Source organism: Neisseria bacilliformis (assembly GCF_014055025.1).
GTDB classification, from domain to species: Bacteria; Pseudomonadota; Gammaproteobacteria; order Burkholderiales; family Neisseriaceae; genus Neisseria; species Neisseria bacilliformis.
Genome location: NZ_CP059571.1, coordinates 2,260,549 through 2,285,551, shown reverse-complemented (window position 1 = coordinate 2,285,551; position 25,003 = coordinate 2,260,549). Strand labels below are relative to the sequence as shown.

Below are 25,003 nucleotides of genomic sequence, written 5' to 3'. Positions count from 1 at the left end.
TATGGGCATTACCATCCGTCCGCCGGAAAACGTGTACCGCAAACCGCATGAGTTGGTCTCGTCCGCTGCCTATCTGTCGGCTGCGCTGGGCACGGTGTTCCTGCCCGTGCCGCCTGCCGCCGTCGCTTTGAGCGCACCGGTGCTGCTAGCCTTGTCTGCCCTGCGTGCCAAGCAGGGGCTGCGTATCCGCCGCTACCGCCGCAACCTGAGTCGGCTGACGTTTTATGCCATGACACCGGCGCAGATACCGGTGTCGGACAAAGCCTTGTTTCTCGGCAAAGGTTTCAAATGGACGCAGACCCACACCCAGCGTCTTCTGATGGCAAGGCTGCCTGAAAACGAAAAACTGCTTGAACCGGGGCGGTTGTACCGCTGGGCAAGGCAGAAGGAAACCGATACGTCCGGCATCTCGTGGCTGACCCGCAAAACTTCGGCGCAGGCATGGTGGAATCCTGTTGCGCCGCTGCCACCGGTGGGCGGCAAACCCGAACTGCACGGGGTGGAGCCGTATGAATCGGACATCTGGTTTCCGCTGGGCGAGCGGGTCGGACACACCATCGTGCTGGGCACGACCCGCGTCGGCAAAACCCGTCTGGCGGAGATTTTGATTAACCAAGACATTATGCGCGGCGATACGGTCATTACCTTCGATCCCAAGGGCGATGCCGACCTGATGCTGGCGATGTATGCCGCCGCCCGCAAGGCAGGACGGTCGTTTTATATGTTCCATCTCGGCTTTCCCGAGCAATCCTGCCGCTACAACCCCATTGGCGACTTTACCCGCATCACGGAGGTGGCGACCCGTATCGCCAACAACCTGCCCGACGAAGGGCAGTCGGCAGCTTTCCGCGATTTTGTCTGGCGGTTTGTCAATGTGCTGGGCAAGATGATGGAGGCGTTGTCCATCAAACCAAGCTATATCCTGATTTATCGCTGTGCGGTTAATGTCGATGATTTGGCGGCGCAATATTTTGCGTCGGTGCTGGATAAGGAATGCTCCGGCTGGAAAGATGAGTTTGAAGAGTTTGAGCTGTCCAAAGCGGAGATGCAGCAGGTCGGCAAGACCGGCCGCAGTATAGAAGCAGTGAAACTGTCGCAGTTTCTCAAACGCAAAAAACTGAACAATGCTCTAAGCGATGCGGTGGCCGGCATTTTGGGTAACGAGCGCAGCTATTTTGAAAAGCTGGTCAGCTCGCTGTATCCGCTGCTGGAAAAACTGACCAGCGGCAAAGTAGTGGAACTGATCAGCCCCGATTTTGAAAATCTGGACGACACACGCCCGATTATGGACTGGCGCAAAGTGATGGAGCAGAACGCGGTGGTGTATGTCGGACTTGACGCGCTGACCGATGCCGAAGTGGCGGCCGCCGTAGGCAACGCCATGTTTGCCGACCTCACATCGCTGGCTGGGCAGATTTACAAACACGGACACGGCTACGGCCAATCCGGCGCAACCGGCAAGCGCAAAATCGCCATTCATGCCGACGAGTTTAACGAACTGATCGGCAACGAATTTATCCCCATGCTCAACAAAGCCGGCGGCGCAGGCTATCAGGTTACCGCCTACACCCAGACTTGGTCGGACGTGGAAGCCAAAATCGGCTCCAAAGCCAAAGCCGAACAGATGGGCGGCAACTTCAACACCATGATTATGCTGCGCGTCAAACTGGAATCCACCGCCAAAATGCTGACCTCCCAGCTTCCCGATGTGCGGGTGGTAACCGGCACGCTGGTTTCCGGCGCAGGCGACATCGCCAGCCCCGAAGGCTACGAAGACTTTACCAGCAGCAACGAAGACCGCCTGAGCAGCGAAACCGTACCGACGCTGATGCCCGCCGACCTGACCTCGCTGCCCAAAGGGCAGGCATTCGCCCTTTTGGAAGGGGGCAATCTGTACAAACTGCGCCTGCCGCTCCCGCTGCCCGACCCAAATAGCGGCGTACCCGACAATCTTGCCGAAATGGCCAGTCAGATGAGGGAAACCGTCCGCCTAAGCCGCAAACCGGAAAACGACAAAGAAGAATTGTTTGTCGAAGGACGACACTATGGCTAAGAAACCACAACAGGACTTTATGGCAGAATCCCTGCTGCTGCGCTTTCTGACCGCCCCAGTCAGATGGCTGAAAATCCTAGGCTGGGCGGTACTCATTCTGTTCGGCAGTTCAATTTTGCTGCAAAGCTACTTCCACCAAAACGACCTGCTGGAACAGGAACTGACCGCCACCACTCGCATGGGCAGTCGCAGCCTGTGGCAGCAGTGGACGCAGAAAGACGGCGGAAGCGCGGAAAGCAGCGAAACCGGCTTTAACCTTACTGCCAGTCGTGCCACCTATCAGGCACTCTCCACCGTCCTTTACGACTGGATTCCGATCAACTACCTGCTCTCAGCAGAAGCAGATGATTTCGGCTATACCGTTAAAGAACGCTTTCTCGAACCCAACCGTCGCCATCTCGAACGCTTTGACCAAGCCTTGCGTATCATCTCGCTACGGCTGGGCAACGCAGTATTCTTCGCTCTGTTCGCTCTCTATCTTGCTATCCCTGCACTGACCGACGGCTTCGTCCAACGGCGCATCCGTCAGGAAAACGCCTCACGCGAAAGCGCGGGCATCTACCACCGGGCAAAATACTGGCGCACCGGCATTCTGTCTGCCGGTCTTCTAGCCTACCTGTCATGGCCGACCGCGACTTCTCCCCTATGGCTGATGCTGCCCGTCGGTGCATTGGAAGCCATGATCTACCTCCAAGCGAAGTTTTTGAAAAAATACCTATAACATTCTTGCAGCAATCGATAATTTGAGTTAATCTCTCCCTACCGTGAATTTTCTGCTTACGGTATTCTCAAAAATTCTTCAATTCTATTCCTTGGGGGCGAGTATCTAGCCCAACTCACAGAAACCCTGTTTTCAGACGGCCTCAAAGGCCGTCTGAAAACATATGGCGAAACCGCAAAAGCAGGCACTGCGCCGACAACGCAAATGCGGATGACAAGGCAGGGTGTGTGGCGCAGCCACACACGCGGTTTCACAATGCCTGCATCACACAAAAATGCACATCCGGCCTTGCGCTGCGGTATGGACAAGCCCCGCCGCCCAAACCAAAGCGTTCTTTGCCGCACAGGTATTCCGCAACCCAAAGGCCGTCTGAAAACGCCCCGCCCACGGAGTCCGCACCATGACCGACATCATCCAACTCACCCCGCACGAACTGCAAAAGCTGCTGGCCAAACAGCCCGACACCCTGCTGCTGGACGTGCGCGAAGCCGAAGAAACCGCCCTCTGCGCCCTGCCGCGCAGCCTACACATCCCGATGGGCGAACTGGCCGCGCGGCAGCACGAACTGCCCGACGGCCGACCCATCATCGTTTACTGCCACCACGGCGTGCGCAGCCAATACTGCGCCCTCTACCTCGCCGACGCCGGCTTCGCCCCGCTCTACAACCTCAAAGGCGGCATCGACGCCTGGGCGCACGACCTCGACAAGGACATGCCGCGCTATTGAATGCAAGGACAAAAGGCCGTCTGAAAAGTTTTCAGACGGCCTTTAAACGACAGGGAATGCGTGCGTGGCTTGCGCCACACACCCTACAAGGGCAGCACAACCGTTTTCAGCCGGGTAGGTCGGGCATTCATGCCCGACATTTCCCCAATCCGCCAGTATTTGTCGGGCATGAATGCCCAACCTACGCTATTTCCAACGTCTGAAAAACAGTTTTTGGTTGCGCCGACGCCGCGCTTTCAGACGGCCTTTTAATATCAGGCAGCGGTCAGCGGGCGTATCTTGCCGTAAGGCGGGCGGTGGCAAGGATTTTGCCGTTGAGCGTGAATCCGAGTACGGCAGGGCTGGCGGCGGGAGGCAGGTCGAGACGGCTGTCGAGCGCGTAGAGGGTAAAGATGTAGCGGTGCGCTTTTTCCCCTTTGGGCGGACATGCGCCGATATAGCCCGCCTGCCCCGCATCATTGTTCAGGGCAACCGCACCCGCAGGCAGCCCGCCGCCTGCGGGAAGGCCGGAGGCATCGGCGGGGAGGTTGTACACTGCCCAGTGCCAGAAACCGCTGCCGGTAGGTGCGTCGGGGTCGTAGGCGGTCAGCACCAGCGATTTGGCGTTTGCAGGCACGCCCGACCATTTGAGCACGGGGCTGGTGTTGCCGCCATTGCAGCCGAAGCCGTTGGCAACTTGCGCATCGGCCAGCCGTCCGGCGCGGATGTCGGGGCTGGAAAGCTGCATTTTGCGGGCGGGTTTTTCAGGCTGCCGGACGGCAAGGGTGTCGGCATGGGCAAAAGAAGCGGCCAGCAGCGCGGAGGCAAGAAAAGGGATGGTTTTCATGGGAAACTCCTGTTTGGTGAAAGCGTGCATTAAAGCACACGGATGGGTGTTTTGCTAACATGGAACACACACAACGACGGCGGTTTCCGCACATTTTCCAAGTGGTTTTTTGTTTTAATAACGCCCACACAAACGCCACCCCAAAAACCGCGTGCGTGGCGCAAGCCACGCACCCTACCTGAACGGCAGAGGCCGTCTGAAAAACGTTTTTCAGACGGCCTTTCGGGTTTCCAGCCGCTACATCCGCCGCATCATAAACATGAAATACGCGCCGCCGAGCAGGGTGGCGGTCATGCCGGCGGGGACTTCGTAGGGGAACATGATTTGGCGGCCGAGCCAGTCGGCGGCGGGCATGACGGCGGCGCCGATGAGGGCGGCGGAGACGAGCTGGTGTCCGGCGCGGCGCGCGCCGAGCATGGCGGCCAGGTGGGGGGCGAGCAGGCCGACGAAGCTGAGCGGGCCGATGAGCAGGGTGGCCAGCGCGGTGAGGATGGCGGAGAGCAGCACCAGCACCAGCCGTGCGGCGGGCACGTTCACGCCTGCGGCGGCGGCGACGACGGCGTCGAGGCTGAGCAGGGCGAGCCAGCGTTGCAGCGGCAGGACGGCGGCCAGGAGCGCGAGGGCGGCGAGGGCGACGGTGATGGCGGCGGCGGGGGTGGCGTGGTAGGTGGAGCCGCTCATCCAAATCAGGAGCTGCTGCACGCGGAAGTCGCCGCCTGCCGTCCAGATGCGGATGGCGGCGTCGCTGAGGGCGGCCAGTGCCATGCCGGTGAGCAGGACTTTTTCGGGGGCGAGGCCGTTTTTGCGGTTGAACAGCAGCAAAAGGCCGAGAGTGGCGAGGGCGGAGGCGAGGCCGGCGAGCCAAAACCAGAGGCTGCCGGAGGTGATGCCGAACAGCATGACGGAGGCCATCGCGCCGAAGGCGGTGCCTGCGCTGACGCCGAGCAGTTCGGGACCGGCCATGGGGTTTTTGGTTACACGTTGCAGGATGACGCCGGTGATGGCGAGCATGGTGCCGGTGGCGGCGGCCAGCAGGATGCGCGGGTAGCGGAAGGCGAAGTAGGCGGGATCGACGGTAAGCCGCCAGCTTTCGTCATAGCGTCCGGCCAAGAGGGAGAAGGCGAGGACGGCGGCGGTGATGGCGGGCAGCAGGCGCAGTACGGGCGAGGGTTTGAGGGGGAGGGCGGGGGCGTCGGAGGCAGCCTGAAAGGCGGGGCGCGGCGGGGATTTCATCAGCAGCCACAGCAGCAGCGGCGCGCCGGCCAGCGCGCTGACCGCGCCGGCGGGCAGGTCGGTGCCGTGGTAGTGTTTGAGCAGCATCAGGCTGTTGTCGGTGAGCATCAGCAGCATCGCGCCGACGGCGAAGGAGACGGCCAGCCGTGCGGCGAGGGTGCGCACGCCGCTCTGGCGCACCAGTGTGGCGGCAGCCAGTCCGACAAAGCCCATCATGCCGACGTAGCCGACCACGCTCGCGCTGAGGAAGGCGGCGGCCAGGAGTGCAATCAGGCGGATTTTTTTGACGGGAATGCCGAGCGACTGCGCCTGGGTGTCGCTCAAACCCATGATGGTGAGGGGTTTGATGAGGACGGCGCACACCAGCGCGAAGGCGGCGGCGCGCCACAGCAGTTGCAGGCTGTCGTGCCAGCTATCCTGCACCAGCGAGCCGCTGCCCCACTGCATCACACCGCGCGTTTCTTCGCTGAAGAACAGCATGATGATGCCGGTGAACGAGCCGAGGTAGAGGCTGACCACCAGTCCGGCCAACACGACGGTGAGCGGTTGCAGTTCGCGCCGCGCCGAGAGGGCGAGCACGCCGCCCAGCGCGGCGGCGGCACCGGCAAAGGCTACGGCCGAGCCGCCGTCATCCAAGAGCGCGGGGGCGGCCACGGTGGCGGCCACCAGCGCGGTTTGCGCGCCGCTGCTCACCGCCAGCGTGCTGTCGGAGGCCAGCGGGTTGCGCATCAGCTGCTGCATCAGCATGGTGGCCGCCGCCGTCGCGCCGCCTGAGAGCAGCGCCATCGCCATGCGCGGCAGGGTGTTGTTCTGCACGGTGAGCGCGGCTATCGGCAGGCTGTCGGGCGCGTCGAACAGACGGGCAAGCGGCAGCGTCCATTCCAGCCGCAGCACCTGCGCGGCGGTGAGGGCGCACAGCGCGGCCAAAGCGAGGCAGAGCCATACGGCAGGCAGCCTGAAAAAACGGTTTACCACGGGATTTCCTTTTCAGAGGGCAGTTTTTCGCCGAGCTGGTTGGCAAACTGCTGCATGGCGGGCAGGCCGCCGTAGCTCCACGAGGGGGCGAAGATGCGGCGGTTGGCGCCGCGGGAAAACGGCAGCCGCCGCCACAGGGTGCTGTTTTCCAGAATGCGGCGGGTGTTCGGCGGGTGCGGTTTGACCACAATCAGCAGCGTGTCCGGCGGCAGCTTGGCCAGATCCGGCAGGGTGATGTTGGCAAAGCCCCATTCGTTGCTCGCGCCCGTCCAGGCGTTTTGCAGGCCGAGCTTGTCGAACACGGCCTGAAACAGCGAGGTTTTGCCGTAAATGCGCAGGTGGCGGCCGTCGGCAAACTGCACCACCGCCAGCGGGCGGCTGCGGTAGGCGGCCAGCGCGGCGCAGTGTCTGGCGAACAGGGTTTCGGTGTCGGCCACCAGCTTTTCGGCGGCGGGCGCGTCGCCGATGATTTTGCCCAGCTTGCGCGTCGTTGCCACTGTGTGCGCGTAGTCTATGCCTTTGTCCGTGCCGAAGGCGACTTCGTACACCGGCGCGATTTTTTCAAACTGCGGCTTGGCCGAGGCGTACCACGGCGACTGCACGAAAAAATCGGGCTTGATCTGATAGAGCCGCTCCAAATTGGGCTGGAAGCGCAAACCGGCTTCCAGCGTGCTTTTGGGCAGCGGCGGGTAGTTTACCCAGGTGTCGTACACGCGGCGGTCAGCCACGCCGACGGGCGGATGCCCCATCGCGGTAAGGGTTTCGGCCACCGTCCAGTCGGAAGTGGCCACGCGCGGCGCGGCGGCGGCGGTGGCGGCGGCGCACAGGCAAAGCAGCAGGGCGGTGAGGCCGTCTGAAAAGCGGGAAAGCATGGGAAAATCCTATGGCAGGGCGATGGGGCGGCCGTTTTCGGGGTGGGCGATGATGTTCATGTCCACGCTGTAAATGTCTTTGAGCACCGGCGCGGTCATGATTTCAGACGGCCTGCCGGTTTTCAGCAGCCTCCCCTGTTTGAGGGCGACCAGCTCGTCGCAGTATTGGGCGGCGAGGTTGATGTCGTGGATGACGATGACCACGCCCAGCCCGAGGGTTTGCGACAGGTTTTTCACCAAGGCCATCACTTCGATCTGGTGGGCGATATCCAGCGCGGCCAGCGGCTCGTCCAGCAGCAGGAAGCGGCTCTGCTGCGCCAGGCACATCGCCAGCCAGATGCGCGAGCGTTCGCCGCCGGAGAGGGTGTCGACGATTTGGCCGGTGAAGTTTTCGGTGTGGGTGAGGCGCAGGGCTTCGGCGACGGCTTGGCGGTCGGCTTCGCTGGCGCGCCCGAGCAGGCCGCTCCATGCGTAGCGTCCCATCGCCACCAGTTCTTCGGCTTTGAGGGCGGTGGCCGAGGGCAGGTATTGCGGCAGGTAGGCGGTTTGGCGGGCGTAGCTGCGGGCGGAGTAGCTTTGGATGTCCCTGCCGTCGAACAGGATGCGGCCGGATGCGGGGCGGTGCTGGCGGGTGAGCAGTTTGAGCAGGGTGGATTTGCCCGAGCCGTTGTGGCCGATTAATCCGTAAACCTTGTTGGCTTCAAAGGAGACGGTGATGCCGTGCAGCAGGGTGCGCTCGGGCACGGCGAAGGTGGCGTTTTCGATTTGGAACACGGGGCGGATCTTTCGCAAAGGGGAAAAGGCAGTCTGCGCAGGGCAACAGCAAAGCTGAAATAGGGTTGCGGGTTTTCAGGCTGCTTTCGGATGGCTTGGCAGCGGGATAATAGGCCGTCTGAAAAAACGAACAGGATGGTTTCAGGCTGCAAACCGTGCCGCGCAGGAGGAAATCTTGGCGGGTCTTATCCGCCGGTTTGTTTTTCCAACCGTTTCCCAACAGCAAACAAGATTCCCGCTTGCGCGGGAATGACGGTACGCGGGGCAGGTTCTTCCTGATTTTTCAGGCTGCTTTCGGACTGACTGATAAGAGGCCGTCTGAAAAACAGTTTTTCAGACGGCCTCTTTCACGCTTAGAAGTCCACGCTGGCCGAGAGGGTGAAGCTGCGCGGTGCGCCGGCGTTCAGGTAGCCGCTGCCGGGATAGCCGCCCACCGATGCCCAGTATTTTTTGTTGGTTACGTTGTCGAGGCGGGCGCGGAAGGTGGCTTCGTGGCCGCCGATCTGGGTGCGGTAGCGCGCGCCGAGGTCGAAGCGCGTCCAGCCTTTCACCCTTAACGTGTTGGCGGCGTCGGCGTAGGATGAGCCGGTGTAAACCATGCGGCCGTCAAAGGCCAGCCCCTGCACCTGCGGCACTTCCCATTCCATGCCGATGTTGGCCTGGGCTTTGGGCACGCCGATGGTGCGTTTGCCTTCGGTGGCGGCGTTGCCGGTGGTTTTCTGTTTGGCATCAAGGAAAGTTACGCCGCCCAAGACTTTCACGCCTTTGGCCGCTTCGCCGTACACGCTGATTTCCGCGCCGCGATGGCGGTCTTTGCCGCCGGAAGTGAGTTCGGCGCGGCCGTCGCCGGTGGTTTGGTAGAGCGAACGCGGTTTGGCGGTGTCGAACAGGGCCAAGCCCGCGCCGAAGCCGCCGCCTTCAAACTTCACGCCGATTTCTTTCTGTTTGGAAACATAGGGTTTGAGTGATTCGTTGGCATTGCGCACGGCGTAGGTGGTGCCGTTGATGGTGGCGGATGCGGCGGCGGTGTCGCCTTTGGCGAGGCTTTCGATGTAGTTGCCGTACACCGACACATTGGGTGTGATGCGGTACACCGCGCCGAAGGCGGGGCTGACGCGCGATTTTTTGTAGTCCGAGGTTTTCGCGCCGGTGTTGTAGGCGAAGTCCTCATTGTGAAGCTGCTGCCAGCGTGCGCCGAGGGTGAATTGCAGGCGTTTGTCGAGCAGGCTCACGGTGTCGCCCAGCGCGAAGCTGGTGAGTTTCAGACGGCCTGTAACCGCCGGACTGCCCATGTCGTTGCCGACAAAGGGCGTGCCCCATGCGGGTTGCGGGTAGTAGGACGGCTGGTACAGATTGGTGGCGAACTGGTTGCCGAAGTCCATCACATAGGCGTTTTTGCGCGAGGACTGGAAGCGGTTGAGTGCCGCCGCCCATTCGTGCTGCACCGCGCCGGTGGCGAATTTGCCGCGCAGGCCGACTTCGCCGGTGTCGATTTTGTCGCGGCGGGCATTGTCGAAGCGGTAGAACGTGCCGTTGCCGTTAATATTGTTGACCGTGAGGTTGGCCAGAGAGTTGGCCTCTTTGCTGCGGCGGAAGCCGTAGGCGGCGTAGGCGGTGAGCTTGTCGCCGAAATCGTATTCGCCGCGCAGCGTGCCGAACCAGTCGCGCTCGTTGGAATAGCTCCACGGCTGCGCCCAGTTGGTCGAGGCTTTCGGGGCGGACGGCACTTCGGTAAGGCCGGAGAGGGTAACGTTGGGGCGCGTGGCTTTGAGCTTGTTGTCCTGCCAGCCCAAATCTGCCGACAGACGGGCGTTTTCGCCGCGCCAGTCGAGGCCGACGTTCAACAGCGAAAGTTTGGATTTTTCGTGGTCAACGGTGGTTTTGCCGTTGTGGTGCGCCGCGTTCACACGCACGCCGAAGGCATCGTTTGCGCCGAAACGGCGGGCAACGTCGGCAGACAAACCGCCGCGCGCGCCCGCGCCGTAGTTGGCGGAAACGCGGGTCAGGCTTTCATTGGGCGCGCGTTTGGGCAGCACCGAAACCGTGCCGCCCGCGTTGTTGCCGCCCGGCGCCATGCCGTTGAGGAAGGCCGACGCGCCTTTTTGCACTTCCACGCGCTCGAACAGCTCGGTGGCGATGTACTGGCGCGGCAGAATGCCGTAGAGGCCGTTGTACATGGTGTCGTCGGATTCGCTGGCGAAACCGCGAATAAAGTAGGATTCTTGGAAATTGCCGAAGCCGCGCGCGATGCGCACGGTGGGGTCGTTTTGCAGCACGTCGCCCACGCTGCGGGCGTGTTTGTCCTGAATCAGGCGGTTGGTGTAGGCGGTGTTGGAAAACGGCGATTCGAGGTTGTTTTTGTTGCCGAGAATGCCGACGCGGCTGCCCCGCGCCACCTGCCCGCCGCGAAACGCGGGCACAAGGCCGCCTTTGGACGCGTCCGCGCTGGCGGTTACGGTTACGGTTTGCAGCTCGCCGCCCTCATCGGCGTCGGGCGTGTCGGCCAAAGCGGCGGAAGCGGCCAGCAGCGACAGGCTGATGGCGGTGAGTTTGAATGCGTGTTTGGACATGAGGTTTTCCGTGTTGTCGTGAAAAAAAGCCGCGCATTGTAACAAAGAATGCTTGCATTTGTAGTAAATATGAAAAATCATTTCAACTTTGCGCCGTTTTGATGTAGGAAACATACGCTTTGCCCGTCCGGGCGCGAAAAGGCCGTCTGAAAAGGGGGTTTGCGCTTTTTCAGACGGCCTCTTTGCCGGATGGGGCTGTGTTTAAAAGAACCAGTGCATCAGCCACACCACCAGATGTACCATCGAGGGGCCGAGCAGCACCATAAACAGCCCGGCCAGTATCATGGTGAGGCTGGCCATCACGCCTTCGGTTTCGTGCCGCTGCCCTGCCCGCGAGGTGCCGAAGCCGTGGGCGGCGTTGCCGAACGCCACGCCGTGGGCGGTATGGAAACGGATGCGGGTGAGCGCGAGAAACAGGTCGCCGAAAATCATGCCGACAAAGCCGGTGATGATGGTGAACAGCGACACCAGCGAGGCCGAGCCGTGTATCTCGCCCGCCAGCACCACGGCAAACGGGGTGGAAACCGAACGCGCCATCAGGCTGTTGGTTACTTCGCTGCTGAAATGGAACATCCTGCCCATCACAAACGCGCTGGCTACGCCGACAAACATCCCCACGCCGATGGCCACCGCCAAAATCGGCAGCTGGCGCAGAATCACCGCGCGGTTTTCGTAAATCGGCACGGCAAAGGCCACGGTAACCGGCGTGAGCAGAAACACAATGCCCTGCGTGTATTTGTGGTAGGTGTCGTAGGAAATGCCCAACCACACCATCAAAATAATCGTGCCCACCGACACCGTTACCACCGGTGAAAGAATCATCAGCGGCTTGATGCGGTAGATTTTCTTGGCGGCGGCATAAGCCAGACAGGTCCAAACAAAACAGGCCAAAGCGGTATAGTCCACAATCTTCCCCTTTTCAGTGGTGGTATTTTTTATACAGACGGCGTTTGAAGCGGTAGCACACATTCAGCGTAACCGCCGTGCTCACCATCACCAAAGCCGTGCCCACCGCAATCGTCAGCACCAGCTGCCAACCCTCCGAGAGCAGCAGATCCTTATATTGCAACACCGACACCATAATCGGGATAAAGAAAAACACCAACTCGCCCAGCACCCACTTCGCCCCGCGCGCCACCATGCCCACCTTCACCACCCCGCCGCCCAGCAGCGCGAGCATCACAAACAGCCCCAGCACCCCCGAAGACACTGGCAGGTGCAGCAGCCGCACCGCCAAATCCGACACCGCCCACACCGCGCCAATCAGCGCGAGCTGCAAACCGTTACGCAAAAAACCTTCCACGGCCAACCCCGTATCCGAATCAATGAAAGGCTTGATTATAGGCAGGCAGCATCGGCACAATATGAATGATTCAGACAAAAACCATGCCCCGAAAGAATAATATGGACTTCAAAAGCCTGCACTGCTTCGCCGAACTCGTGCGCCTGCAAAGTTTTTCCGCCGCCGCCCAAGCCCTCAGCCTCACCCAGCCCACCGTCAGCAAAACCATACAGGCATTGGAGGCCGAATTGGGCGTGCCGCTGCTGCACAAAGAAAACGGGCGCAAAAAACGCCAAGTCTCCCCCACCCCCATCGGCGAAGAAGTGTACCGCCACGCCCTCAGCCTGCTGCACGAGCGCGACCTGCTGCTCGCCCGCATCGACGACTACCGCCACATCAAAAGCGGCACGCTGCGCTTGGGCATCGCCCTGCTCGGCAGCGACCTGCTGAGCAACGCCATCTTCGCCTTCCACCGCCGCCACCCCGCCATCGAATTGAGTTTTTTTGAAGAAGGCTCGCTGGCCATCGAACAATCGCTGCGCAACAACGAACTCGACGCCGGCCAGCTGCTCGCCCCCGCGCACGACGATTTCGACAGCATCCCCCTGTGCGACTACCCGCTGGTCGTACTCATGCCCAAAGAAAAAGCCCGCCGCGCCACACTCAGCCTGAAAAGCCTGCAACACGAGCCGTTCATCCTCTACGGCGCGGGCTTCTCGCTCAACCGCATCATTCAGACGGCCTGCCGCGAACAGGGCTTCACGCCCAACGTCGTCTGCCGCACCGGCCAATGGGAGCTGCTCGCCCAAATGGTCGCCCGCAACATGGGCATCGCCCTGCTGCCCGAATACTACGCCCGCAAAATCCGCCCCGACACCTTCGCTGCCGTCCCCCTCGCCGACCCCGAAATCCGCTGGCCGCTGGTCATAGCCTGGAAAAAACACCAACACCCCACTCCCGCGCTGAGGGCGTGGCTGGATGTCGTGCGCGAAGAGTTCGGCAGAGGGGGATAAACGTAAAGGCCGTCTGAAAAGTTTTCAGACGGCCTTTGGGCAGATATTCAGGCAGGGCGTGCACACGTTTGCGGAACAACAGCCATCCGGCCGATAAGAAACAAGAGGCCGTCTGAAAAACCGCAAGGCAGTGTGGAAATGCCATTGCGGCCGCTTAGGTAAGGCCAAAAAGACGATGCCCCTGCTTGGTTTGCACCAAACAGGGGCTCATACATAAATGTACTTTACGTCGCGGTCCATCTTTTCAGACGACCTTATTGTAGCAACGGCTCTTATCTCGTAGTGTTACACACTTGGGCTACAACAGTGTGCAATATACCGGTATGTTTTCGGCTTGTCAAGCAGCGTGTAATTGCGTTAAATTTCGTTTCTCAGATTGTTTTAAAATTTATTTTTCATAAAGGGGAAGAAAATGCAGCAAAAACCGCAACGCTATATTTTGGGCTTGGATTTGGGCATCGCCTCGGTCGGCTGGGCTTGTGTTTGGGCGGATGAGAACGAGCATCCGACAGGGCTGTTGGACTGCGGGGTGCGGACGTTTGAGCGGGCGGAAGTGCCGAAAACGGGGGATTCGCTGGCGTTGGCGCGACGGCAGGCGCGGAGTGTGCGGCGGCTGATTCGGCGGCGTGCGCACCGTCTGCTGCGCTTACGTCGTTTGTTGAAACGCGAGGGCGTGTTGTTGTCGGCGGATTTCAATGAGAACGGTTTGGTGCGCGGTTTGCCGATTGACGCATGGGCGTTGCGCGTGGCGGGTTTGGACAGGAAGTTAAGCAATAAAGAATGGGCGGCGGTGCTGCTGCATTTGGTGAAGCATCGCGGTTATTTGTCGCAGCGCAAAAACGAAACGCAGAGCAAGGATAAAGAATTGGGCAGGCTGCTGGCAGGCGTGAACGGCAACCGCGAGGCTTTGCAGAACCGGTCGGACGAATACCGCACGGCGGCGGAGTTGGCGGTGAAAAAATTTGCCGCTGAAAACAATGGTTCGCTGCGCAATAAAGGCGGCGATTATTCGCATACGTTTGATCGCAAAGATTTGCAGCGCGAGCTGCATTTGTTGTTTGAGCGGCAGCGGGCGTTGGACAATCCGTTTACGTCGTCTGAAATGGAGGCAGCGGTTGACGAGCTGCTGATGAAACAGCGTTCTGCCTTGCAGGGTGAGGCGGTGTTGAAAATGCTGGGGCGTTGCACGTTTGAACCATCCGAATACAAGGCGGCGAAAAATACATACAGCGCGGAGCGTTTTGTGTGGCTGACCAAGCTGAACAATCTGCGTATTCAATATAACGGCGAGGAGCGGGCATTAAGCGAGGCGGAGAGAAGGCTGTTGTTGGACGAGCCGTATCAAAAAGCCAAGCTGACCTACAAACAGGTGCGGACGATTTTGGAACTGCCCGAAAGCGCGGTATTCAAAGGTTTGCGCTACGGGCATGGCGAAGACGGTTTGAAAGCGGAAAGCGGCACGCTGATGGAGATGAAAGCCTATCACGCGGTGCGTAAAGCCTTGAAAGATGCGGGCTTGGAAGGCGAGTGGGAAAACCGCATCCGCAATCCCGAATTGTTGGACGCAATCGGCACGGCATTTTCGCTGTATAAAACCGATGAGGACATTCGCGCCAATCTGGCGGCTTTCAGGCTGTCTGAAAATGTGTTGGAAGCCTTGCTCGCAGGTTTGAATTTTGACAAATTCGTTCATTTATCTTTGAAAGCATTGGCAAAAATCCTGCCGCTGATGGAGCAGGGCATGCGCTATGACGAAGCCTGCAAGGAGGCATACGGCGACCATTACGGCGCAAAAGAGCAGGAAGACCACCGTCTGCTGCCGCCTTTTGTTGCAGACGACATCCGCAATCCCGTGGTGTTCCGCACGCTGACGCAGGCGCGGAAAATCGTGAACGAAATCGTGCGCCGCTACGGCTCGCCCTTGCGTGTGCACATTGAAACGGGGCGCGAGGTGGGCAAGTCGTTCAGCGACCGCAAGGAAATTGAAAAACGGCAGGAGGAAAACCGCAAAGAGCGCGAACGGGCAGCGGCGCATTTTAAAGAGCTGTTCCCCAATTTTGCGGGCGAGCCGAAAGCGCAGGATATTTTGAAACTGCGGCTGTATGAACAGCAGCACGGCAAGTGTCTGTATTCGGGAAAGGAAATTGATTTGCGCAGGCTGCCTGAAAAAGGCTATGTGGAAATCGACCACGCGCTGCCGTTTTCGCGCACCTGGGACGACAGTTTCAACAATAAAGTGCTGGTGTTGGGAAAAGAAAACCAAGATAAACGCAACCGCACACCGTACGAGTATTTGGACGGCAAGGGCAACAGCGGGGCTTGGCGGGCGTTTGCCGAGCGCGTTTCAGGCTGCCGTTTTCCGTATGCCAAGAAGCAGCGGCTGCTGACGCAGAAATTGGACGAAAAAACCGAGCAGGGATTTTTGGAGCGGAATCTGAACGATACGCGCTATGTTGCCCGTTTCTTGTGCCAGTTTATTGAAGAAAAAATGCACTTGGAAGGCGCGGGCAAAAAGCGCGTGTTTGCTTCCAACGGGCAGATTACCGCTCTGCTGCGCGGCTTTTGGGGTTTGAAAAAAGTGCGTGAGGAAAATGACCGCCATCACGCGCTGGACGCGGTGGTGGTGGCGTGTTCCAGTGTATCAATGCAGCAGAAAATCACGCGCCATTTCCGCTATCGGGAAGAGTTGGAGCACATCGATCGGGAAACGGGCGAAGTGATACACGGTTTTCCGCAGCCGTGGGAATTTTTCCGCCAAGAAGTGATGACGCGGGTGTTTTCAGACGACCCTGTGAGCGAACTGGCGGAAAAGCTGGACAGCCGCCCCGAAGCGGTGCATGAGTTTGTTACGCCGCTGTTTGTGTCGCGTGCGCCGCATCGTAAGGTAACGGGGCAGGGGCATTTGGAAACCATCCGTTCCGCCAAACGCTTGGACGAGAAAATCAGCGTGGTCAAACTACCGCTGACGCAGTTGAAAACCAAAGATATTGAGCGGATTGTCGGCTACCCTAACCGCGAGCCTGCGCTGTATGACGCTTTGGCGGCGCGGTTGGCGGCATTTAAAGATGACCCAGCCAAAGCGTTTTCCGAACCGTTTTACAAAACAGGCAAAGACGGCAAGTGCGGGGTGTTGGTGAAAGCAGTTCGTGTGGAAAACGTGCAGAAATCGGGGCTGCTGGTGCGCAAAGACGAAAGCGGCAAAATGCAGGGCGTTGCCGATAATGCAACGATGGTTCGGGTGGATGTGTTTGGCAAAAACGGCAAAAACTATCTTGTGCCTGTTTATGCTTGGCAGGTGGAGAAGGGAGAGTTGCCGAATCGGGCGGTTGTGGCTTATGCGGATGAGGAAGATTGGGACGAAATGGACGATAGTTTTGAGTTCAAATTTAGCCTATATCCAAATGACTTGGTGGAAGTTGTTACCAAGAAAGATAAATTTTTTGGTTATTACAGCGGATTTAATCGCGCAACAGGGGCAATCAATATTAAAGAGCATGACCTTTCTAAATCTAAGGTAAAAAATGGTGTTTATGAGGGGATTGGTGTCAAAACCGCTCAATCTTTCCAAAAATATCAAGTCGATACTCTCGGCAAAACCATCCGCCTGTGCAAACCCGAAAAACGCATGGGTTTTAAAAAGAAATAGTTTTTCAGGCTGCCTGCACCATTTTGGTGCGGCAGCTTTTTGTTTGGGAAAGTCTATGACTTGGAGAAGCATTCTTATCAGCAAACCCGCACGCTTGTCGCTGCAACAACGGCATTTGCTGATTGAGCAGGACGAGGCGATACCTGTGCCGTTGGAAGACATCGCCGTGATTGTGGTGGAGGCGCGTGAAGTGGTGCTGACCGCGCCGCTGCTGTCGGCTTTGGCGCAATACGGCGTAACCCTGCTGACCTGCGACGAGCAGTTTTTGCCGTGCGGGCAATGGCTGCCGTTTGCCCAATACCACCGCAGCCTGAAAATCCTGCGCCTGCAAATCGATATGAGCCTGCCGCAGAAAAAACAGCTTTGGCAGCAGATTGTGAAACAGAAAATCCGCAATCAGGCATGGGTGTTGAACGAAAGCGGCAACGACATCGCCGCAGGACGTCTGAACGCCATGGCAGAGGGTGTGAAATCGGGCGACAAAGGCTATGCCGAAAGCCATGCTGCCGCGCTGTATTTTTCCGTGCTGTTTGGCGACGAGTTTACGCGCGGCAGCGATAATATGATAAACGCCTGTTTAAATTACGGTTACAGCGTCATCCGTTCCGCCGTGGCGCGTTCGCTGACCGCATACGGTTTCCACCCCGCTTTGGGTTTGCAGCACCGCAGCGAGTTGAATCCGTTTAATCTGGCGGACGATTTTATCGAGCCGTATCGGCAGATTGTTGATTGGCTGGTGTGTGGTATGTGGACGGAAGGCCGTCTGAAAGAGACCGAATTGACAACCACCATGAAGCAACAGCTTATTTCCTTGCTGCATCATCAGATTTTGCTTGATGACAAGATTTATGCCGTTCTTGCTGCCATCGATAGAACCGTGCAGTCTTTTCAGGCTGCCTTATCAGAAAGCGGCAGCAAAATCTTAAAATTACCGCAAATGCAAGAATTGAAAGTACATTATTATGAGTGAGGCAAAATTTATGCGACTAATCGTATTGTTTGATTTACCCGTTACCACCGAAGCGAAACGACGGGCAGCGAACCAATTCAGACATTTTTTAAAACAAGATGGTTACCTAATGTTGCAATTGTCTGTTTACACCCGCATCGTGCGTGGTAGAGATTCGTTGCAAAAACACTACAACCGATTGTGTGCAGCACTGCCAACGGAGGGCTCAATACGCTGTTTGACGATAACGGAGAAGCAATATGCGAGCATGGACGTGTTGGTGGGCACGCGGCAAATTCGTGAAAAAAAGGTAAATGCAGACCAGCTTTTGCTGTTTTGAATGTGTTTTTTAGATAAAGAAAACAGGATAAACCATTTTTTAACAATGATTTATCCTGTTTGGATTGTAACACTACGAGATAAGAGAGGAAGCTACAACAGTCCCCGCAGGTCGTCGTTCAGGAAAAACATTGTAACACTACGAGATAAGAGAGGAAGCTACAACCTGGTGGGGCTGCGCGGGATCGATTATTCGATTGTAACACTACGAGATAAGAGAGGAAGCTACAACAGTGTCGTGGCGGAACAGCTCTGCGCCCCTATTGTAACACTACGAGATAAGAGAGGAAGCTACAACAGTCTGGTTTCTTAAACGCCACTCAAATTGATTGTAACACTACGAGATAAGAGAGGAAGCTACAACTCGATTTGTTTCGGGGCTGTTGTTTCTAAAATTGTAACACTACGAGATAAGAGAGGAAGCTACAACTTGTGCAAATCTGCACAGTGCTTTTTCCCAATTGTAACACTACGAGATAAGAGAGGAAGCTACAACCGTATTGATATTCACCGCAGCCGCCACCCAATTGTAACACTACGAGATAAGAGAGGAAGCTACAACGCAAGTCATCCGCACTTTTCTTGCCGTGCAATTGTAACACTACGAGATAAGAGAGGAAGCTACAACTCGATTTGTTTCGGTGCTGTGGTTTCTAAAATTGTAACACTACGAGATAAGAGAGGAAGCTACAACAAGGTTCGGTTCTGATAGTCGATGAGGCGAATTGTAACACTACGAGATAAGAGAGGAAGCTACAACATGTCTTATTTGCAAAACGGACAATGCTTTATTGTAACACTACGAGATAAGAGAGGAAGCTACAACGATTTTCTTTATCAAAAGTCCATTAATTATATTGTAACACTACGAGATAAGAGAGGAAGCTACAACTGACGGCCGTCTGATAGCGCAGCCGCAGAAATTGTAACACTACGAGATAAGAGAGGAAGCTACAACCTCGCTGGCCTTTTACTTGTTCATGCCCAAATTGTAACACTACGAGATAAGAGAGGAAGCTACAACATGTCCTCGTCAGTCCAACCCAATTCTTTCATTGTAACACTACGAGATAAGAGAGGAAGCTACAACTTGAAACTGCCGCATAATGAGTTGACGGATATTGTAACACTACGAGATAAGAGAGGAAGCTACAACCCGAAACTAAAACTGATTTTAGTGATAGCTATTGTAACACTACGAGATAAGAGAGGAAGCTACAACTATTACCCTTTTTTAAAAGTTATCGCATTTATTGTAACACTACGAGATAAGAGAGGAAGCTACAACCAAAGTCAGCGGCGTCATCCCCGCCTTCCTATTGTAACACTACGAGATAAGAGAGGAAGCTACAACCAAAAAGGGCTTATGTATGCTGTAAACTTCATTGTAACACTACGAGATAAGAGAGGAAGCTACAACATGGCTGCCCGTCGGACGCCTGCTGTCCTGATTGTAACACTACGAGATAAGAGAGGAAGCTACAACCGTGAAAGCGCGTCGGTTACGGTTTTGCGGATTGTAACACTACGAGATAAGAGAGGAAGCTACAACGTCCTCCGTGTTGTATTCCTGCATATTCCGATTGTAACACTACGAGATAAGAGAGGAAGCTACAACGTCTTTTGCGGGCGGGTAGCACGGGGGGTGATTGTAACACTACGAGATAAGAGAGGAAGCTACAACGCCCATTTAGTTTGTACTTCTCGCCCAGCCATTGTAACACTACGAGATAAGAGAGGAAGCTACAACTGCGTGTGCGGGGGATGTTTCCAAGTATGAATTGTAACACTACGAGATAAGAGAGGAAGCTACAACACCATCGGTCTGCTCCTTGATTTCGTGAACATTGTAACACTACGAGATAAGAGAGGAAGCTACAACGCGGCGTGCTGCAGATGGGCGTTGGGGAGTATTGTAACACTACGAGATAAGAGAGGAAGCTACAACTGGCGGTAGTGATGGCCGCCTGTTTTTTTTATTGTAACACTACGAGATAAGAGAGGAAGCTACAACCGTAGACTTTGCGTAGAGGCCGTGATCTGTATTGTAACACTACGAGATAAGAGAGGAAGCTACAACTGGGAAGTGCTCATGGGTTTTCCTTCTCGGATTGTAACACTACGAGATAAGAGAGGAAGCTACAACAAGCTGCCCGAACGTGAAAGACAAGGGGGAATTGTAACACTACGAGATAAGAGAGGAAGCTACAACCGTAAAAGTTTTTGAGTTCACGAACACGGGATTGTAACACTACGAGATAAGAGAGGAAGCTACAACTAGCGTTCGATTTCCTGTTGGCAGGCGGTGCATTGTAACACTACGAGATAAGAGAGGAAGCTACAACGGAATAAACGCGCTTTTAATCGCCTATATGATTGTAACACTACGAGATAAGAGAGGAAGCTACAACCATCCAGCAATGCAGCAATTCGGAAGCTTCATTGTAACACTACGAGATAAGAGAGGAAGCTACAACAAGGCTCGGTCTTGATAGTCGACGAAGCAAATTGTAACACTACGAGATAAGAGAGGAAGCTACAACTGAGTGTTTTCGCGGTATTTGGAATTTTCGATTGTAACACTACGAGATAAGAGAGGAAGCTACAACTGTTGGGTGGTTGTGGCGAAGCCTTTTTCAATTGTAACACTACGAGATAAGAGAGGAAGCTACAACATAGAAAACGCCCACACCAATGGCTTTTTCATTGAAACACTACGAGATAAGAGAGGAAGCTACAACTGCTGGATCACCAGGCCGCCCGACAAGGTGATTGTAACACTACGAGATAAGAGAGGAAGCTACAACGGGCAAGGGTAGAAAGGGGGCAAGGTCTTTATTGTAACACTACGAGATAAGAGAGGAAGCTACAACCTGAACGAACCGCCTGAGTTTCTCCGCGATATTGTAACACTACGAGATAAGAGAGGAAGCTACAACCCGTCTGAATGTCCAGCGGCACGATGTCCAATTGTAACACTACGAGATAAGAGAGGAAGCTACAACGGCCTCCGTGTTGTATTCCTGCATATTCCGATTGTAACACTACGAGATAAGAGAGGAAGCTACAACAAACGCTGGAAGCACTGGACAAACAAAGCCATTGTAACACTACGAGATAAGAGAGGAAGCTACAACAGAGCCGCCCGACGGCCTTTTCGAGAGGAAATTGTAACACTACGAGATAAGAGAGGAAGCTACAACTTGCTCAAAGCCGCAATGGCCTTGCTGATGATTGTAACACTACGAGATAAGAGAGGAAGCTACAACAGAGCCGCCCGACGGCCTTTTCGAGAGGAAATTGTAACACTACGAGATAAGAGAGGAAGCTACAACTTGCTCAAAGCCGCAATGGCCTTGCTGATGATTGTAACACTACGAGATAAGAGAGGAAGCTACAACCGGCCTGAATGCGCTTAGCTGAACTTCATTATTATAACACTACGAGATAAGAGAGGAAGCTACAACTCATCAGACCAAATCCCTCAACGGCTTTTGAATTGTAACACTACGAGATAAGAGAGGAAGCTACAACTGGAGTACGTTCGCGACGGCCTGCCTTTTAATTGTAACACTACGAGATAAGAGAGAAAGCTACAACTCCAACTGCCGCCGGTCAAACAGCGTGCAGATTGTAACACTACGAGATAAGAGAGGAAGCTACAACGCGAAAGCCATGACGGGCATGGCGGCCATAATTGTAACACTACGAGATAAGAGAGGAAGCTACAACTCGGCAGATAAAATTCCGCTCTGTGATAGAATTGTAACACTACGAGATAAGAGAGGAAGCTACAACCATCCAGTTCATCAAGGGCAAAGACCGCACATTGTAACACTACGAGATAAGAGAGGAAGCTACAACGTAACGCTCGGAACGTTGGAATTGTTCAAAATTGTAACACTACGAGATAAGAGAGGAAGCTACAACACAACGGTTTTCTCAACGCTACTGCAATCGATTGTAACACTACGAGATAAGAGAGGAAGCTACAACCATTTGATTGATATGGCGACCAAAGATGCAATTGTAACACTACGAGATAAGAGAGGAAGCTACAACCGGGGGCGTTACACAGGAAGGATTACCAGAATTGTAACACTACGAGATAAGAGAGGAAGCTACAACCGGTTTTTGTTTGCCTAGTGCTTGATACCGATTGTAACACCACGAGATAAAATGTAGAAAAAGCTAGCGTTGTTTACAGTATTCTAAGGACAATACCGTAAATGAAGATCCACAAAAACACACGCCTTACCCCGCACCACCGCCAAGTCATCTGGCTGGCCTACACACAGAACAAAGAAAGCGTTACCTCACTCGCCCGCCGTTACATGGTTAGCCGTCAGACCATCTACCGCGTGCTCAAAGCCGCACGCGGCAGGTTGCTCGCACCGCAAAACAGCACCAACAACCGCTGTAAGCAAGCGTATTACGGAATGCGCCGTTTGACCAAAGTGGAACGCGCCATTCAATAGAAGCTCAAAAAGCAAGCCAAACGCTACAACAAGTTCATGTGGATACCACCGAATGGCTGCCGCTGCTCAAAGGGCGGAGAGCCACCGATAAACTCGATTATCTGTTTGTTGCCATTTGCAACTTCTCGCGCGAACTGTACGTCGCCATTCTGCCGGACAGAACTGCACAAAAGTGCGGCCGAGTTTTTCGAATGGCAGGTCATCAAACCTTGCTCGCACCAAATCGACTGCATCTATTCGGACAACAGCAGCGAATACAAAGGCGCAGCCAATCATGCGTTTGGAGTGGCCTGTTTTGAAAACGGTATCAACCAAAAATTCACCCGTCCCGCCCGCAGACCAACGGCAAAGCCGAACGGATAATTCGGAGAATTATGTAAATTTATCGAAAACAACAGGTTGATAGCACTGAACATCGTCAGAAAGAGCTGTGCCGTTTTGTGAATTTCTACAATACCGTGAAGCCGCACGGCAGCCTGAAAGGAGATACTCCGTTTAAGGTGCTAGGCATGCTTTCCCAACCTGTGGTGTAAACAACGAGGTGGTTTTCTATACCTTAAGGTAAGGGGGGCTCGTTACTCCGTTTGCGGAGGCGGGCATGATTGAGAGTCAAGACCCACCTTGTCGCATATATTTACTGCATTGGGCAGGTGCGGTACAGTCCGCACGCGTTTCCTGCTGCAAAACATTCCTCGAAAACATTGCCGCCGACCTGCCGCGCGGCGCGTCCGATACGAGCATACATCGTCCATGAACCCGAACAGGCCGTCTGAAAACCGCAAAAACCGCCCGCGCGACGCCGCCTTCGCGCTTACCCTGTCCGCCCTTTTCGCCCTGCTGTTCGCGGCGGTTTACGGCGGCGCGAACCTGCTGGCTGAGGCTGTGCCCTGGCGCGTGCGCCCCGCGCTGGCGTTTGAAGCCGCGATTCCCTTCCTGCCTGCCGCCGCCACGGTTTATCTGAGCCTGCCGCTGCTGCTTGTTTGCTGCGCCCTGCGTGCCGACCGGCGCGGCGCGTGGACGCTGTTTGCCGTGCTGTGCGCCGAACTCTTGGCCGCCGCGCCGTTTTTCGTGCTGCTGCCGGTGGAAACCGCCTGGCCGCCGCGCGAAGTTCACGGCGTTTGGCGGCCGTTTTTCCTGCTGGCCGACGCGCTGAGCCTGCCGCGCAACCATTTCCCTTCGCTGCACACCGCCTTCGCCTGCACTGCCGCATGGTTCGCATGGCGGCAGAAATTTCCCCGCCGCGCATGGCTTGGCGCGTGGGCGGCGGCGGTGGTCGTGTCCACATTGCTGATACGCGAACACCACCTCGCCGATTTGGCCGGCGGCCTGCTGCTCACCCTCGCTGCCTGCCGCTGGGTGCCGCCGCGCGCCGCCGCCGGGTTCCGCCGCGCCGAAACCGAATATCTGCTGTGGCGCGAACAGGCTGCCTTCGCCCGCCGCCACCGCCGCTACGCCCTGATCAGCCTCGTCCTCGCCCTCTACCGCCTGCGCCGCCCCAAGCGCGGCGGCTTGATGGCGGCGGGCTACTGCTTCTTGCAGGCGTTCGACGACTTGATGGACGGCGACAGGCCGTCTGAAAAACCGCCCGCCGCCGAAGCCGCCCGCCTGATTGGCGAATGGCAGCGCAGCGCGTTCTGCCCGCGCGACCGGTACAGCCGCCTCGCCGCGCATTTCCGAGGCCGTCTGAACGCCGTTTTGCCGCCCGAGACCGCCGCCGAAGCCGTTTTTCAGACGGCCTCACTGCTACACACCATGCGCCGCGACCGCCTCCGCGCCGAACGCGCCGAATTGTGGACGGCCGCCGAAATCGCCGCCCAGCACCGCGCCACCTTTTCCCTGTCGCTCGATCTGCTGTTTGCCGCCGCCGGTGCGTCCGCCCGCAGCCGCGACCTGCCCGAGCTGGCCGACGCGCTGGGCTGGTGCTCCACCATGCGCGATTTGCGCGAAGACCTCGCGGCGGGCATCGTCAACATTCCCATGGAAATCTGGCAGGCGGCGGGCTGGCCGTGCGCCGCCGTGCATACGGAGGCGGACGGCGGTTTTCAGACGGCCTCAATCAAACCGAACGGCGTGCAGACCCAAGACGGCCGCCGCCCCGCCTTTCAGACGGCCTCCGCCGCCGCTGCCGCCCTGTCCGCCAGCCCCGTGATGCGCCGCTGGATACGCGCCGAACGCCGCCGCGCCCTCGCTCTGCTCGACGCGCTCGACCAACGCGCCGCCGCGCTGCCCGACCCAGCCGCCCGCCGCATCGCCCGCCTGTTCGCCCGCTCCGTGCGCGGCTTCGCCGACAAAAGGATGCGGCGGCTGTATCCGTGGCTGTGAAGGCCGTCCGCGTTCGGGCGCAAACCGGCGGCACACGCGTTCTGCGGAGGCAGGGCGGGTCTCGACCCGCCGTTTGCGGGAGTCGGCATGGTTGTGGTGGGTCAGGACCCGCCCTACTGTATGGATTTGCCGCCGAGGCAGGGTGTGTGGCGCAGCCACGCATGCGGTTTGCACCGTTTGAGGCCGTCTGAAAAAGTCCGTAGGTCGGGCATTTATGCCCGAC

At 56.8% G+C, this 25,003-nt stretch carries 15 protein-coding genes, 1 pseudogene and 1 CRISPR repeat array; of the genes and pseudogenes, 9 read left to right on the top strand and 7 right to left on the bottom strand.

The features are described from left to right. Position 1 precedes the first annotated feature (1 nt). The 3 genes from traD (at position 2) to H3L91_RS11080 (ending at position 3,501) form a co-directional block, all read left to right on the top strand. Positions 2-2,053 (top strand): type IV conjugative transfer system coupling protein TraD, encoded by a 2,052-nt coding sequence (gene traD / locus H3L91_RS11090; RefSeq protein WP_007341050.1) that lies wholly within the window; start codon positions 2-4, stop codon positions 2,051-2,053. Continuing rightward, entirely contained in the window at positions 2,046-2,774 is a 729-nt protein-coding gene (locus H3L91_RS11085; RefSeq protein ID WP_007341049.1) for an IncC plasmid conjugative DNA transfer DtrJ family protein, read from the top strand. Before traD ends, H3L91_RS11085 begins: the two co-directional genes overlap by 8 nt. Before the next feature lie 400 nt (positions 2,775-3,174). Continuing rightward, positions 3,175-3,501 carry a rhodanese-like domain-containing protein gene (locus H3L91_RS11080; RefSeq protein ID WP_007341047.1) on the top strand — a complete coding sequence of 109 codons (327 nt, stop codon included), beginning with the start codon at positions 3,175-3,177 and terminating at the stop codon, positions 3,499-3,501. Between the two features lie 265 nt (positions 3,502-3,766). On the opposite strand, the gene H3L91_RS11075 is transcribed toward H3L91_RS11080, so the two are convergent. The 7 genes from H3L91_RS11075 to H3L91_RS11045 all read right to left on the bottom strand — a co-directional run bounded on the left by H3L91_RS11075 (position 3,767) and on the right by H3L91_RS11045 (position 12,054). Next, a complete protein-coding gene (locus H3L91_RS11075) occupies positions 3,767-4,327 on the bottom strand; it encodes a YbhB/YbcL family Raf kinase inhibitor-like protein (RefSeq protein ID WP_152902393.1) in 561 nt (186 codons plus the stop codon). Positions 4,328-4,564: 237 nt separating this feature from the next. After that, positions 4,565-6,535 (bottom strand): Fe(3+)-hydroxamate ABC transporter permease FhuB, encoded by a 1,971-nt coding sequence (fhuB, locus tag H3L91_RS11070; protein ID WP_007341043.1) that lies wholly within the window; start codon positions 6,533-6,535, stop codon positions 4,565-4,567. Then, positions 6,529-7,407: an iron-siderophore ABC transporter substrate-binding protein gene (locus tag H3L91_RS11065; protein WP_007341042.1), complete on the bottom strand. Its 879-nt coding sequence runs from the start codon at positions 7,405-7,407 to the stop codon at positions 6,529-6,531. The genes fhuB and H3L91_RS11065 overlap by 7 nt, the downstream gene beginning before the upstream one ends. A 9-nt stretch (positions 7,408-7,416) precedes the next feature. Continuing rightward, complete coding sequence (locus tag H3L91_RS11060) at positions 7,417-8,181, bottom strand: ABC transporter ATP-binding protein (protein ID WP_007341041.1); 765 nt, start codon at positions 8,179-8,181, stop codon at positions 7,417-7,419. A gap of 353 nt (positions 8,182-8,534) precedes the next feature. Beyond that, positions 8,535-10,751, bottom strand: coding sequence for a TonB-dependent receptor (locus H3L91_RS11055; RefSeq protein WP_040659177.1), 2,217 nt, complete (start codon positions 10,749-10,751; stop codon positions 8,535-8,537). A 201-nt stretch (positions 10,752-10,952) separates the two neighbouring features. After that, positions 10,953-11,657, bottom strand: a complete 705-nt coding sequence (locus H3L91_RS11050; RefSeq protein ID WP_007341039.1) for an LrgB family protein — start codon at positions 11,655-11,657, stop codon at positions 10,953-10,955. 13 nt (positions 11,658-11,670) lie between these two features. Further along, a complete protein-coding gene (locus H3L91_RS11045; protein WP_239665432.1) occupies positions 11,671-12,054 on the bottom strand; it encodes a CidA/LrgA family protein in 384 nt (127 codons plus the stop codon). A gap of 101 nt (positions 12,055-12,155) precedes the next feature. Between H3L91_RS11045 and H3L91_RS11040 the strand changes: the two genes are divergently transcribed. The 6 genes and pseudogenes from H3L91_RS11040 to H3L91_RS11015 all read left to right on the top strand — a co-directional run bounded on the left by H3L91_RS11040 (position 12,156) and on the right by H3L91_RS11015 (position 24,780). Then, on the top strand, positions 12,156-13,046 hold the full coding sequence (locus tag H3L91_RS11040; protein ID WP_040658410.1) for a LysR family transcriptional regulator: 891 nt from the start codon (positions 12,156-12,158) through the stop codon (positions 13,044-13,046). A 412-nt stretch (positions 13,047-13,458) separates the two neighbouring features. Then, the gene (cas9, locus tag H3L91_RS11035) at positions 13,459-16,692 is read left to right on the top strand and encodes a type II CRISPR RNA-guided endonuclease Cas9 (RefSeq protein WP_007341035.1); all 3,234 of its coding nucleotides are present in this window, start codon (positions 13,459-13,461) and stop codon (positions 16,690-16,692) included. Positions 16,693-16,747: 55 nt separating this feature from the next. Then, positions 16,748-17,662, top strand: coding sequence for a type II CRISPR-associated endonuclease Cas1 (gene cas1 / locus H3L91_RS11030; protein ID WP_007341034.1), 915 nt, complete (start codon positions 16,748-16,750; stop codon positions 17,660-17,662). After that, the gene (gene cas2 / locus H3L91_RS11025; protein WP_007341033.1) at positions 17,655-17,981 is read left to right on the top strand and encodes a CRISPR-associated endonuclease Cas2; all 327 of its coding nucleotides are present in this window, start codon (positions 17,655-17,657) and stop codon (positions 17,979-17,981) included. The genes cas1 and cas2 overlap by 8 nt, the downstream gene beginning before the upstream one ends. Positions 17,982-18,044: 63 nt before the next feature. Next, positions 18,045-22,108: direct repeats of the CRISPR family, unit length 36 nt; unit sequence ATTGTAACACTACGAGATAAGAGAGGAAGCTACAAC. 101 nt (positions 22,109-22,209) lie between these two features. Next, positions 22,210-23,023, top strand: a pseudogene (locus tag H3L91_RS12585) (integrase core domain-containing protein). 185 nt (positions 23,024-23,208) lie between these two features. Further along, entirely contained in the window at positions 23,209-24,780 is a 1,572-nt protein-coding gene (locus H3L91_RS11015; RefSeq protein ID WP_007341020.1) for a phosphatase PAP2 family protein, read from the top strand. Positions 24,781-25,003: the final 223 nt, after the last annotated feature.

Bases quoted from the DNA above. Each gene is read 5' to 3' on its own strand.
- traD (WP_007341050.1), top strand. From the start codon at position 2: ATGGGCATTACCATCCGTCCGCCGGAAAACGTGTACCGCAAACCGCAT.
- H3L91_RS11085 (WP_007341049.1), top strand. From the start codon at position 2,046: ATGGCTAAGAAACCACAACAGGACTTTATGGCAGAATCCCTGCTGCTG.
- H3L91_RS11080 (WP_007341047.1), top strand. From the start codon at position 3,175: ATGACCGACATCATCCAACTCACCCCGCACGAACTGCAAAAGCTGCTG.
- H3L91_RS11075 (WP_152902393.1), bottom strand. From the start codon at position 4,327: ATGAAAACCATCCCTTTTCTTGCCTCCGCGCTGCTGGCCGCTTCTTTT.
- H3L91_RS11065 (WP_007341042.1), bottom strand. From the start codon at position 7,407: ATGCTTTCCCGCTTTTCAGACGGCCTCACCGCCCTGCTGCTTTGCCTG.
- H3L91_RS11055 (WP_040659177.1), bottom strand. From the start codon at position 10,751: ATGTCCAAACACGCATTCAAACTCACCGCCATCAGCCTGTCGCTGCTG.
- H3L91_RS11040 (WP_040658410.1), top strand. From the start codon at position 12,156: ATGGACTTCAAAAGCCTGCACTGCTTCGCCGAACTCGTGCGCCTGCAA.
- cas9 (WP_007341035.1), top strand. From the start codon at position 13,459: ATGCAGCAAAAACCGCAACGCTATATTTTGGGCTTGGATTTGGGCATC.
- cas1 (WP_007341034.1), top strand. From the start codon at position 16,748: ATGACTTGGAGAAGCATTCTTATCAGCAAACCCGCACGCTTGTCGCTG.
- cas2 (WP_007341033.1), top strand. From the start codon at position 17,655: ATGAGTGAGGCAAAATTTATGCGACTAATCGTATTGTTTGATTTACCC.
- H3L91_RS11015 (WP_007341020.1), top strand. From the start codon at position 23,209: ATGAACCCGAACAGGCCGTCTGAAAACCGCAAAAACCGCCCGCGCGAC.